This is a genomic window from Lacticaseibacillus jixiensis, from assembly GCF_042847315.1.
Classification (GTDB): domain Bacteria; phylum Bacillota; class Bacilli; order Lactobacillales; family Lactobacillaceae; genus Lacticaseibacillus; species Lacticaseibacillus jixiensis.
Genome location: NZ_BAAFPR010000041.1, coordinates 1 through 13,465 on the forward strand (window position 1 = coordinate 1; position 13,465 = coordinate 13,465).

A 13,465-nucleotide genomic window follows, 5' to 3' on the forward strand; every position below is an offset into this window, starting at 1 on the left:
AGACCCCTGAGAGATGATCAGGTAGATAGGCTGGAAGTGGAAGAGCAGCGATGCTTGGAGCGGACCAGTACTAATCGGTCGAGGACTTAACCAAAAATCCTGTTGGTCGTAATTGCCCAGCAGGTGGTAGCACAAATACGGTTTTAGGCAACTAAATACAATGATGTCCAGTTTTGAGGGTGCAAACCTTCTAACATATACAGTGTGGTGGCGATGGCGAGAAGGATACACCTGTTCCCATGCCGAACACAGAAGTTAAGCTTCTCTACGCCGAGAGTAGTTGGTGGGTGACTGCCTGCGAGGGTAGGAAGCCGCCACGCTGTTATATGGAGGATTAGCTCAGTTGGGAGAGCGTCTGCCTTACAAGCAGAGGGTCACAGGTTCGAGCCCTGTATCCTCCATTGGATCTTTGGATCCATGGAATGAGCCGTTAGCTCAGTTGGTAGAGCATCTGACTTTTAATCAGAGGGTCGACAGTTCGAGCCTGTCACGGCTCATTTTTCCCATTAGTAACTTGATCTGCGGGTGTGGCGGAACTGGCAGACGCGCTAGATTTAGGTTCTAGTGGTAAATACCGTGGGGGTTCGAGTCCCTTCACCCGCATTCCATCTAATTTAATACGCCGACTTAGCTCAGCTGGCAGAGCATCTCACTAGTAATGAGGAGGTCGGAGGTTCGAATCCTCTAGTCGGCATTAATTTCATATTTTTTGCGGAAGTAGTTCAGTGGTAGAACATCACCTTGCCATGGTGGGGGTCGCGAGTTCGAATCTCGTCTTCCGCTTTTCATTTATGCCGGGATGGCGAAACTGGTAGACGCACAGGACTTAAAATCCTGCGGTTAGTGATAACCGTGTCGGTTCGAACCCGACTCTCGGCATTTATGATTATGCACCCATAGCGCAATTGGATAGAGTGTCTGACTACGAATCAGAAGGTTGTAGGTTCGACTCCTACTGGGTGCATTTTGTCGTTTCTGACAATTATATAATAACCGTATTGCGGAAGTAGTTCAGTGGTAGAACATCACCTTGCCATGGTGGGGGTCGCGAGTTCGAATCTCGTCTTCCGCTTAATCGGGAAATAGCTCAGCTTGGTAGAGCGCTGCGTTCGGGACGCAGAGGTCGTGGGTTCGAATCCCGTTTTCCCGATATGAAGTCATTGTCTGAGGACAGTGGCTTTTTTATTTATTTTGGGTATAATTAAAGTCAATATTAGTCAAACATGAAAGGGGCGACGGTATGGCAAGCCAGAACGTGACGGATGTGATCGAGCGTTACCTCAAGGCGCTGTTAGACGCACAAGAGGAAGTCGAGATCAGACGCGCCGCAGTGGCCGAGCGCTTCGATTGCGTGCCTTCACAGATCAATTACGTGATCAAGACCCGCTTTACGCAAGAACGCGGCTATGTCGTCGAGTCCAAACGCGGCGGCGGCGGTTACATCCGGATCTTAAAGGTCAAGATGAAAAGTGCCTGCGATTTGATCACTTGGATGATCGCGCAATTACCACGCAAGGTGAGTGAAGCCGATGCCCGCGCGATGTTGCAAAAGCTCTATGATGAAGACTTAGTCGGGCAAGAGGCAGGCAACGCCATGTTGAATGTCTTAAGCCACCAGACTTTGGCCGTTGGCGAACGCGACGTCGAAGAACGCTTGCGGGCGCGCTTGTTGCTTGCATTTCTACAAAGTTTGCAGTATGAAAGATAGAACCGGCTTTTAGAAAAGAGGAATGTGCTTATGGACAATCTGTTTACACCATCGGCAAAGAATGTACTGATGATCGCGCAAGAACAAGCGAAGTATTTCCACCATCATGCAGTGGGGACAGAACACTTGTTGATGGCACTGGTCATGGAACAAGATGGCATCGCTGGCAAAACGCTGCGGCAGCTGTCGGTATCTGAAGAAGATGTGCATGATGAAATTGAACGCTTCACTGGCTATGGTACGGTAGATGCCAGCCACACCGCGGCTGACACGTATTTGCCATACTCACCAAAAGGCAAGGAAATCTTGACTTTTGCCGGCGACGAAGCCAAGCGCTTAGGTGCGTTGAAGATCGGTACTGAGCACATTCTGTTAGGCTTGTTGCGCGAAGATGATATCTTGGCGGCGCGGATCTTACAGAACCTGGATCTCAGCTTATCCAAAACGCGCCAAATGGTCCTGAAGAAAATGGGCATCTCTGACACCGGCAGCAAAGCCCATCAAGGCGCCCCGCGCACTGCCACGAAGCGCCCAGCTTCCCAAGGCACGCCAACGCTTGACGGCTTGGCCCGCGACCTCACCCAATTGGCCCGTGAAAACAAAATGGATCCAGTGGTGGGCCGAGATAAAGAAGTCCGCCGACTGGTGCAGATCTTAGCGCGCCGGACCAAGAACAACCCTGTTTTGATCGGCGAACCTGGGGTCGGCAAAACCGCGATCGCAGAAGGCTTTGCCGAGAAGATCGTGGCAGGCAATGTGCCAGCTGACATGCGCAACAAGCGCCTGATGATGCTTGATATGGGTTCGCTGGTGGCCGGTACCAAGTATCGTGGGGAATTTGAAGACCGCTTGAAGAAAGTCATCGATGAGATCTATCAAGACGGTAATGTCATCTTGTTCATCGATGAATTGCACACGTTGATCGGAGCCGGTGGGGCAGAAGGCGCCATCGACGCTTCCAACATCTTAAAGCCGGCTTTGGCCCGTGGTGAACTGCAACTGATCGGGGCCACAACGCTTGATGAATACCAGAAGTACATCGAAAAAGATGCCGCTTTGGAACGGCGTTTTGCCACGATCATGATCAACGAACCAACCGAAGACGAAGCTGAACAGATCTTACACGGCTTGCGTCCACGCTATGAGGCCCATCATGGCGTGACTATCACCGATGAAGCCTTGCATGAAGCAGTGGTGTTGTCATCGCGGTATATCACCACTCGCTTCTTGCCGGATAAGGCGATCGATTTGATCGACGAATCTGCCGCCAAGGTGCGCTTGGATATGGCCGATAAGCCAACCAAAGAAGATAAGCTGGAACAGAAGCTTAAAGACACCGTTGCGGCCAAAGAAGATGCGATCTTGCATCAAGACTTCGAAGCTGCGGCAACGATCCGCCAGAAGGAACAAAAGCTTCGCGACCAAGTGGCGCAAGCACCAGAAGCGGCCAATGACAATGGCGTGCGTACCGATGTGAAAGTCACCCCAGAAGACGTTGCCGAAGTGGTGGCCCAATGGACCGGGGTGCCTGTCACTCAGTTGCAGAAGAAAGAAACTGAGCGGCTGGTCAACTTGGAGAAGGTCTTGCATAAGCGCGTCGTCGGCCAAGACGAAGCCGTCAGTGCCGTATCACGTGCGATTCGCCGCGCCCGCAGCGGGCTTAAAGACCCAACGCGCCCAATCGGCTCCTTCATGTTCCTCGGCCCTACCGGTGTCGGCAAAACCGAGCTGGCCAAGGCCTTGGCTGAAGCAATGTTCGGCACTGAAGACGCGATGATCCGCGTGGACATGTCTGAATACATGGACAAGATCTCTACCACCCGCTTGATCGGGGCCGCACCTGGTTATATCGGCTACGACGAAGGCGGCCAGCTCACCGAGAAGGTCCGCAACAAGCCATACTCCGTTGTCCTGTTAGATGAAGTGGAAAAGGCCCACCCAGATGTTTTCAATATCTTGCTGCAAGTCTTAGATGATGGCTATTTGACTGATGCCAAAGGCCGTCGGGTCGACTTCCGCAATACGATTTTGATCATGACGTCAAACATTGGGGCCACTTCCTTGCGTGACGACAAGACCTTGGGCTTTGGGGCCAAGCCGATCACCCAAGATTTCAACGCCATGAAGTCACGGATGCTTGAAGAACTCAAGAAGGCCTTCCGCCCAGAGTTCCTCAACCGAATCGACGAAACCGTGGTCTTCCACTCCTTGAATAAGGAAGAACTCCACGAAATCGTCAAGATCATGGCCAAGAACGTCTTACACCGCTTGGCCGATCAAGATATCAAAGTCAAGATCACCCCAGCCGGCATCGATGCTGTTGCCAAAGCCGGCTTCGATCCAGAGTATGGCGCTCGTCCGATCCGTCGTGCCTTGCAGCGTGACGTTGAAGATCAATTGTCTGAGTTGCTGTTGACCGGCGAAGCCAAAGCCGGTGACTTGATCACCATTGGTGCCAAAGCTGGCAAGCTGACCTTCAAAGTCCGCCCAGATACTAAGGCTAAAGCGGCCAAAGGTGCCAAGGATCCAAAAGAACCAGTCAACGCTTAACTAATATGTGAAAGTCACGCCTTGTGCGTGGCTTTTTTTGGTTATCAGCGGCCGGACAGGGCTTGCTGCGCAGCGTGGGAAAAGTGTCAGCGCAGGCGGTGCGGCCGGTTCCAACCCCGCAAAAAGACGCGTGGTTTCCTCCTAAGAATTTAGCCGTGCGTTCGCTTTGCTCACCTGCGCGTCTAACTTCTTGCCGCGATCAGCGACGCGAGCTAAGCACAACCCGCCTGTCTCACGACGCTGATCGTTTCACGGCCTGACCGACACTTTTCCCACGCTGCTCCGCAATCCCTGTCCTACATTATTCGTCAGGGGTTAGATGGTTGTAAGCGTGACGATTGTCAACGCACATCGTAACCTGAATCAAATTTTTGAGGAAAGAGCGACCGGGGGCAGCTGGTACGGAGGGCAAATGGCGTCAGGGGTGTCGTTGTTCTTGGCAACGTAGCGCAACGCGCGGAGGCGCCTAGAACAAGGCGCGTGGCAGAGATCCACTTTGCATACGGAGCGCAGCGGAGATGCAAAGTTAGCTCTGGCACCGCCCACCCCGTTCCACGCCATTTGGCCGTAGTGCCAGCTGCCCCCGGTCGCTCTTTCCGGACCTGCCTTCGCAAGTATCCTCAAAATGAAGGCTGCTTGACTTTTACTGACGAAACAGGTATTCTTAGTGCAATTGCATTTCGGTGCGTTCCGCATGTGTTGACGATATATTGTCCGTTGACGCGCATATTGGACCCAAGGTAGTAGAGGCAACGTTTTGCCTTTGGACCTTTGGGTTTTTCTTTGCTCAAATGCGGGTCGTATCGGCTGATGTAATGTAAATTTAATATTTTTTACATTAAATTTACTCAGTCGACGTCCGAAAAATTTAATGAGGGGTGAATATACTTGGCAGGACATTTAGTGAATTACGGTAAGCACCGTACTCGCCGTTCCTATTCCCGCATCAAAGAAGTACTCGATCTGCCTAATTTGATCGAGATCCAATCCAACTCATATCAATGGTTCTTAGACGAAGGCCTCAAGGAAATGTTCGACGACATCATGCCGATCGAAGACTTCCAAGGGAACTTGTCTTTGGAATACGTTGATTATCAACTGCTTGAACCAAAATACACGGTTGAAGAAGCGCGTCAACATGACGCCAACTACTCCGCACCGCTGCACGTTACTTTGCGCTTGACGAACCACGAAACTGGCGAGATCAAGTCCCAAGACGTGTTCTTTGGCGACTTCCCGTTGATGACTGATCAAGGGACATTCATTATCAATGGTGCAGAACGGGTCATCGTTTCACAATTGGTCCGCTCCCCTGGTGTCTATTACAACAGTGAAATCGATAAGAACTCCCGCGAAACTTGGGGCACCACGGTGATCCCTAACCGTGGGGCTTGGTTGGAATACGAAACTGATGCCAAAGACATTTCTTATGTCCGCATTGACCGTACCCGTAAAATCCCGATGTCTGAATTGATCCGGGCTTTGGGCTTTGGCTCAGATTCTGACATCATCGACATGTTTGGTGACAACGATTCGTTGATGCTGACGCTGGAGAAAGATGTTCACAAGAACACCGATGATTCGCGTACCGACGAAGCGTTGAAAGATATCTACGAACGCCTACGCCCAGGCGAACCAAAAACCGCTGATTCTTCACGCAGCCTTTTGTATGCACGCTTCTTTGATCCAAAGCGCTATGACTTGGCCAATGTTGGCCGCTATAAGGTCAACAAGAAGCTCAACTTAAAGACCCGCTTGTTGGGCCTGACGGTGGCTGAAACCTTGGCTGATCCAGAAACCGGCGAAGTGATCGTGCCTAAAGACACCAAGATCGATCGCCATATTATGGATACTTTAGGCGAATACTTGGATAAGGATGACTTCAAGACCATCACTTATCAACCAAGCGACCAAGGCGTTGTGACGGATCCGATGACCATTCAGAAGATCATGGTTTACTCCGAGAACAACCCGGAGAAAGTCGTGGCTTTGATTGGCAACGGCCATATCGACAAGAAGGTCAAGCACCTGATCCCAGCTGATATTATTGCTTCGATGAACTACTTCTTGAACTTGCAAGAAGGCATCGGCTCAACTGATGATATCGATCACTTGGGTAACCGCCGGATCCGTTCGGTTGGTGAATTGCTGCAGAACCAATTCCGGATTGGCTTATCCCGGATGGAACGTGTCGTGCGTGAACGGATGTCGATTCAAGACACCACCACGATCACCCCGCAACAATTGATCAACATTCGCCCAGTTGTGGCGTCGATCAAGGAATTCTTCGGCAGTTCTCAATTGTCCCAGTTCATGGATCAAACCAACCCCTTAGGTGAATTGACCCATAAGCGGCGTTTGTCTGCCTTAGGCCCTGGTGGTTTAACGCGTGACCGTGCCGGTTATGAAGTGCGTGACGTGCATTACACCCACTATGGCCGCATGTGCCCGATCGAAACACCTGAAGGTCCTAACATCGGCTTGATCAACTCCTTGGCGTCTTACGCCGTGGTTAACCCTTATGGCTTCATCGAAACCCCATACCGGCGTGTTTCATGGGAAGATCATAAGGTTACTGACAAGATCGATTACCTGACTGCCGACGAAGAAGATAACTATGTTGTCGCGCAGGCCAACTCCAAGTTGAACGATGACGGCTCTTTTGCTGATGAAACCATCTTGGCCCGTTCCAAGGATGATAACATCGAAACCACGCCAGAACACGTCGACTACATGGACGTTTCGCCTAAGCAAGTTGTCGCAGTCGCCACTGCCTGCATTCCTTTCTTGGAAAACGATGACTCCAACCGTGCCTTAATGGGTGCCAACATGCAGCGCCAAGCTGTGCCGTTGGTCAACCCCCACGCCCCATTAGTCGGGACCGGCATGGAATATAAAGCCGCCCATGACTCTGGGATCGCCGTTTTGGCTAAGCATGCCGGCACGGTTGAATTCGTTGACGCCAAAGAGATCCGGATCCGGCGCGCTGATGGCGCTTTGGACAAGTATCGCTTGATGAAGTTCCGCCGGTCTAACGCTGGTAAGAACTACAACCAGCGTCCGATCGTGCGCTTGAATGACAAAGTCGACGCCGATGAAATCATCGCCGACGGCCCAGCCATGGAAAACGGCGAATTAGCCTTAGGGCAGAACCCGATCATCGCCTTCATGACTTGGAACATGTACAACTACGAAGACGCCATTGTGTTGTCTGAGAAGCTGGTGCGCGAAGATGCCTACACTTCTATCCATATTGAAGAATATGAATCAGAAGCACGTGACACCAAGCTCGGCCCTGAAGAAATCACCCGTGAAATTCCTAACGTCGGTGAAGAAGCCTTGAAAGACCTCGATGAATTCGGGATCATCCGCATCGGGGCTGAAGTGCGCGACGGGGATATCTTGGTTGGTAAAGTTACGCCTAAAGGGGTGACTGAGCTGTCTGCTGAAGAGCGCTTGTTGCATGCGATCTTCGGTGAGAAGGCCCGCGAAGTCCGTGACACCTCCTTGAAGGTGCCGCATGGCGGCGGCGGGATCATTCAAGACGTGCGCATCTTTACGCGTGAAGCCGGCGACGAATTGTCACCTGGTGTGAACATGATGGTCCGCGTTTATATCACCCAGAAGCGTAAGATCCAAGTGGGCGATAAGATGGCCGGCCGTCATGGTAACAAAGGGACGGTTTCGATCGTGGTGCCTGAAGAAGATATGCCATACTTGCCAGATGGGACCCCGGTTGACATTTTGCTGTCACCAATGGGCGTGCCATCACGTATGAACATCGGCCAAGTGCTTGATTTGCACTTGGGGATGGCGGCACGCAACTTAGGCATTCATGTGGCCACACCAGTCTTTGATGGGGCCAACGATGAAGATCTGTGGGCTACTGTTAAAGAAGCCGGCATGGCCAGCGATGGCAAGTCCGTCTTGTATGATGGCCGCACCGGTGAACCGTTCGAAAACCGCGTCAGTGTCGGGGTCATGTACTACATGAAGCTCGCGCACATGGTCGACGATAAGATCCATGCTCGTTCCATCGGTCCTTACTCGTTAGTGACTCAACAACCACTGGGTGGTAAAGCTCAGTTTGGGGGCCAGCGTTTCGGGGAAATGGAAGTTTGGGCCTTGGAAGCTTATGGTGCTGCTTACACCTTACAAGAAATCTTGACCTACAAGTCTGATGACGTGGTTGGCCGGGTGAAGACTTATGAAGCCATTGTCAAAGGCGAACCGATCCCTAAGCCTGGTGTGCCAGAATCCTTCCGCGTGCTGGTTAAGGAACTGCAAGCATTAGGGCTGGATATGAAGGTCTTGGATCAAGACAAGCAAGAAATCGAACTGCGTGATATGGATGACGAAGATGACGATGTGATCTCCGTTGACGCCTTAGCGAAGTTCGCCAAGGAACAAGAAGAGAAGAAGGCCAAAGAAGCCGCTACTCTTGCCGCGCAGGATCAATCCAGCGACGATAACAAATAGGAGGTTAGCCCTTTGATTGATGTCAACAAGTTTGAAAGTATGCAAATCGGCTTAGCCTCGCCGGACAAGATCCGCAGTTGGTCTTATGGGGAAGTCAAGAAACCCGAAACCATCAACTACCGGACCTTGAAGCCAGAGCGAGACGGGCTTTTCGATGAACGCATCTTCGGACCGACCAAAGACTGGGAATGTGCTTGTGGGAAGTACAAGCGCATCCGGTATAAGGGAATCGTCTGCGACCGTTGCGGCGTTGAAGTGACCCGCAGCAAAGTACGTCGCGAACGGATGGGGCATATCGAATTGGCTGCCCCGGTAACGCATATCTGGTATTTCAAGGGCATCCCATCTCGCATGGGTTTGGTCTTGGACATGTCACCTCGTGCGCTTGAAGAAGTGATTTACTTCGCTTCTTATGTTGTGATCGATCCAGGCGATACTGCCTTGGAGAAAAAGCAGCTCTTGACTGAACGTGAATATCGCGAAAAGCGCGATGAATACGGTCAAGCTTTCAACGCCAAAATGGGCGCTGAAGCCGTCAAGGAATTATTGAGCCAAGTTGACTTGGCCCAAGAAGTCACCGAACTCAAAGAAGACTTGAAGTCTGCCCAAGGCCAAAAGCGTACCCGCGCTATCCGCCGTTTGGACATTCTGGATGCCTTCTTGGAATCTGGCAACGATCCGGCTTGGATGGTCATGGACACGATCCCTGTCATCCCGCCAGATCTGCGGCCAATGGTGCAATTGGAAGGTGGGCGTTTTGCCACTTCTGATTTAAACGACTTGTACCGCCGAGTAATCAACCGTAACAACCGACTCAAGCGCTTGTTGGACTTGAATGCACCAAACATCATTGTCCAGAATGAAAAGCGTATGCTCCAAGAAGCCGTTGATGCCTTGATCGATAACGGGCGGCGCGGCCGTCCCGTTACCGGCCCAGGCAACCGGCCGTTGAAGAGTTTGTCTCACATGCTTAAAGGTAAGCAAGGGCGGTTCCGTCAGAACTTGCTGGGTAAGCGTGTTGACTACTCTGGCCGTTCGGTTATCGACGTTGGCCCAACCTTGAAGTTCTATCAATGTGGTTTGCCGCGGCAAATGGCCCTTGAATTGTTCAAGCCTTTCGTGATGCGTGAACTGGTTGCGCGTGACTTGGCTTCTAACATCAAGAACGCCCGCCGCAAGATCGACCGCGAAGATGACGACATTTGGGATGTGCTTGAAGATGTCATCAAGGAACGTCCAGTCCTGTTAAACCGCGCGCCTACGCTGCACCGTTTAGGGATCCAGGCCTTCGAACCTGTCTTAGTTGATGGTAAAGCGATGCGTCTGCACCCAATCGTGTGTGAAGCTTACAACGCCGATTTTGACGGGGACCAAATGGCCATTCACGTGCCGCTGTCTGATGAAGCCCAAGCTGAAGCGCGTTTGCTGATGTTAGCTGCGCATCATATCTTGGCGCCTAAAGATGGCAAGCCGATCGTAACGCCTTCTCAGGATATCGTTTTAGGTAACTACTACTTGACGATGGAACAGAAAGGCCGCGAAGGCGAAGGCATGATCTTCAAAGACACCAACGAAGTGTTGATGGCTTTGCAGAATGGTTACGTGCATTTGCACAGCCGGATCGGTTTGGCAGCCAACTCCATGCCAAACAAGCCATTCACTGACGATCAGCGCCACAAGATCATGGTCACTAGTGTTGGTAAGGTGATCTTCAACGAGATCTTGCCGCATGAATTGCCATTCTTGAACGAACCAACGCAAGACAACATCGTCAACGGTGTGCCGGACAAGTACTTCATCCAAAAGGGTGAAGACATCCACGCCTACCTTGCTGATGCCCCGTTGATCTTGCCATTCAAGAAGGGCTTCTTGTCTGATATCATCGCCGAAGTGTTCAAGACTTATAAGGTCCAACGCACTTCTGACTTGTTGGATGACATGAAGACTTTAGGTTACACTCAAGCAACGAACTCCGGCTTAACCGTCGGGGTTGCCGACGTGCCGAACCTTCCTGAAAAAGGCGAAATCGTTGATGCGGCCCATAAGAAGGTCGCAACCGTTGCCAAGCAGTTCCGTCGTGGGTTGATCACCGATCAGGAACGTCATGATCGCACCATCTCCATTTGGAACGATGCCAAAGACGACATTCAACAACGTCTGATCGATTCCTTCGACCCGAATAACCCAATTTCGATGATGAGTGATTCCGGGGCCCGTGGTAACATCTCTAACTTTACTCAGCTGGCCGGTATGCGTGGCTTAATGGCTGCGCCTAACGGTGGGATGATGGAAGTGCCTGTGCTGTCAAACTTCCGTGAAGGCTTGTCTGTCATGGAAATGTTCATGTCGACCCACGGGGCTCGTAAAGGGATGACCGATACGGCCTTGAAGACTGCCGATTCTGGTTACTTGACGCGGCGTCTGGTCGATGTTGCGCAAGATGTTATCGTGCGTGAAGAAGACTGTGGTACCGATCGCGGCTTAGTCGTTTCGGCGATCCGCGAAGGTAACGAAATGATCGAACCATTGTATGATCGTTTGGTTGGCCGCTTCACCCAGAAGTCAGTGCGTGATCCTAAGACCCACGAAGTCATTGTGCCTAAAGACACGTTGATGGACGAAGACATGGCCCAAGCCATTGTTGATGCCGGCGTGGAATCTGTGACGATCCGTTCGGTCTTCACTTGTGACACCCGTCATGGGGTTTGCCAGAAGTGCTACGGCCGTAACTTGGCTACCGGCGAACAAGTCGAAGTCGGCGAAGCGGTTGGTACTGTTGCGGCGCAATCTATCGGCGAACCTGGTACGCAATTAACCATGCGTAACTTCCATACCGGTGGTGTGGCCGGCGGTGATGATATCACCCAAGGGCTGCCTCGTGTTCAGGAAATCATGGAAGCTCGTAACCCTAAAGGGCCTGCGGTTATTTCTGAAGTGGATGGCTATGTCACTGCCATTGATGAAAACCCAGCCGAGCATACTCGTGAAATCACTGTCGAAGGCAAGACGGATACCCGCACGTATTCTGTGCCTTACGCGTCAAGCGTAGCGGTAGCAGAAGGCGACCACGTTGAACGTGGCGGTCGTTTGACCGGCGGCTCCATCGACCCGAAGGCCTTGATCAAGATCCAAGACGCCTTGTCTACTGAAAACTATCAATTGTTCGAAGTTCAGAAGGTTTACCGGATGCAAGGTATCGAAATTGCCGATAAGCATATCGAAGTGATGGTCCGTCAGATGCTGCGTAAGATCCGCGTCATGGATCCAGGCGACACCGACATCTTGCCAGGCACCTTGCTTGATATCTCCGAATTCAAGGATCGCAACAAGGATACCTTGATTTCCGGTGGGATCCCGGCTACTGGTCGTCCAGTATTGCTGGGGATCACCAAGGCATCGCTTGAAACCAACTCCTTCTTGTCTGCGGCTTCCTTCCAGGAAACCACTCGGGTCCTCACCGACGCGTCAATTCGCGGCAAGGTCGATCCTTTGGTCGGCTTGAAGGAAAATGTCATCATCGGGAAGATCATCCCAGCTGGTACTGGGATGGCGACCTACCGTCACATGGAACCAAAGACGGTTGGTGCGGTTTCCAACAATGTTTACTCGATTTCTGATCTTGAAGCACAAATGAAGGCAAAAGATGCAACTGATTCTTCTGCCCCAAGCAAAGACTGATCCTAGTCACGATTAAGGCCTCGCAACTTTTTGTTGCGAGGCCTTTTTTGCGCAATCGCGTTGGGCTGCGCAGCTCGACGACAAAACCAGAGCGAAGCAAAGCGCATTTAGCGGTGGAGACAAGGCGGGATGACACAAAGGCGGTTTGTGCCTTGGTGGCGTCACGACTTATCTCACGCCGCGTTGCTTTGCGCAGCTTGACGACAAAACCAGAGCGAAGCAAAGCGCATTTAGCGGTGGAGACAAGGCGGGATGACACAAAGGCGGTTTGTGCCTTGGTGGCGTCACGACTTATCTCACGCCGCGTTGCTTTGCGCAGCTCGACGAAGACCACAGCGTAAAAGGCGTGGACTCAGGTTCTTGACTGGGGCCCGGACAGGTATTGCTCCGGCGTGCGGGGAAAGCGGCGGTGCAGGCGGTGCGGCCGGCTCCAACCACGCTGAAGTACGCGTGTTTTCTGCCTAACTTTTGAGCTTTGCACTCGCCTGCGGCTCGCCTTGCAAATCTCAAAAGTTGCCGCGATCAGCCCAGCAAGCCTTGCATAAACCACAAGGCTTGCTGGGCTGATCGTTTCACGGCCTGACCACCGCTTTCCCCGCACACCTCCGCAATACCTGTCCTACTGAACTCGAATTCGGCTCGTGATTGGCTTGATGTGCAAACACCGATAAATCGTGTTTACTGACTTGATGAAAATTAGTTTATGCGTTGATAAGCACAGCAGAGACCATGATGAATAGCGGCTACCAAAGCGCCTTCACGAAAAAGGCCAGCACCCCACGATTTCACAATCATGGGATACTGGCAATTTTTTTATAGATCCTAACCGACTCGCCGCAAGCATACTGGCCGGGGATGATTAATGACAGCAGACTTGCTTAAGTCGATAGGTTAGTTTGCGTCGAAGCCCGCGGAATCAACCGTGTCGCGCGGCACGCTATTTCGGCCACCATTCGTCACATTGTTTCGGATTGAAACGCCTTTGTTTCGCCGAGATAATGTGACGTTTTTGATTCTCACATTACTGCTCCCGCAGATTATTCCATCTTC

Annotated in this window: 4 protein-coding genes, 9 tRNA genes and 2 rRNA genes; all 15 read left to right on the plus strand. The window is 51.8% G+C overall.

The features are described from left to right. Positions 1-94, plus strand: a 23S ribosomal RNA gene (locus tag ACGG90_RS14510); the annotation flags it as partial. Between the two features lie 109 nt (positions 95-203). Further along, positions 204-320, plus strand: a 5S ribosomal RNA gene (rrf, locus tag ACGG90_RS14515). A gap of 8 nt (positions 321-328) precedes the next feature. Further along, positions 329-401: transfer RNA gene (locus ACGG90_RS14520), tRNA-Val, on the plus strand. Between the two features lie 23 nt (positions 402-424). After that, positions 425-497 (plus strand) — tRNA-Lys (locus ACGG90_RS14525). A 24-nt stretch (positions 498-521) separates the two neighbouring features. After that, positions 522-603: transfer RNA gene (locus ACGG90_RS14530), tRNA-Leu, on the plus strand. Between the two features lie 18 nt (positions 604-621). Next, positions 622-694, plus strand: a tRNA-Thr gene (locus tag ACGG90_RS14535). A 17-nt stretch (positions 695-711) separates the two neighbouring features. Then, a tRNA-Gly gene (locus ACGG90_RS14540) sits at positions 712-783 on the plus strand. 10 nt (positions 784-793) lie between these two features. Next, a tRNA-Leu gene (locus ACGG90_RS14545) sits at positions 794-879 on the plus strand. A gap of 11 nt (positions 880-890) precedes the next feature. Further along, positions 891-964 (plus strand) — tRNA-Arg (locus tag ACGG90_RS14550). Positions 965-1,000: 36 nt separating this feature from the next. Further along, positions 1,001-1,072, plus strand: a tRNA-Gly gene (locus ACGG90_RS14555). Positions 1,073-1,076: 4 nt separating this feature from the next. Next, positions 1,077-1,150 (plus strand) — tRNA-Pro (locus ACGG90_RS14560). A 90-nt stretch (positions 1,151-1,240) separates the two neighbouring features. Then, positions 1,241-1,708, plus strand: coding sequence for a CtsR family transcriptional regulator (locus tag ACGG90_RS14565; protein ID WP_390410516.1), 468 nt, complete (start codon positions 1,241-1,243; stop codon positions 1,706-1,708). A gap of 30 nt (positions 1,709-1,738) precedes the next feature. Further along, the gene (locus tag ACGG90_RS14570; protein WP_390410518.1) at positions 1,739-4,258 is read left to right on the plus strand and encodes an ATP-dependent Clp protease ATP-binding subunit; all 2,520 of its coding nucleotides are present in this window, start codon (positions 1,739-1,741) and stop codon (positions 4,256-4,258) included. An 888-nt stretch (positions 4,259-5,146) separates the two neighbouring features. Then, complete coding sequence (gene rpoB, locus ACGG90_RS14575; RefSeq protein WP_390410520.1) at positions 5,147-8,737, plus strand: DNA-directed RNA polymerase subunit beta; 3,591 nt, start codon at positions 5,147-5,149, stop codon at positions 8,735-8,737. 12 nt (positions 8,738-8,749) lie between these two features. Beyond that, the gene (gene rpoC / locus ACGG90_RS14580) at positions 8,750-12,415 is read left to right on the plus strand and encodes a DNA-directed RNA polymerase subunit beta' (protein ID WP_390410522.1); all 3,666 of its coding nucleotides are present in this window, start codon (positions 8,750-8,752) and stop codon (positions 12,413-12,415) included. Positions 12,416-13,465 lie beyond the last annotated feature (1,050 nt).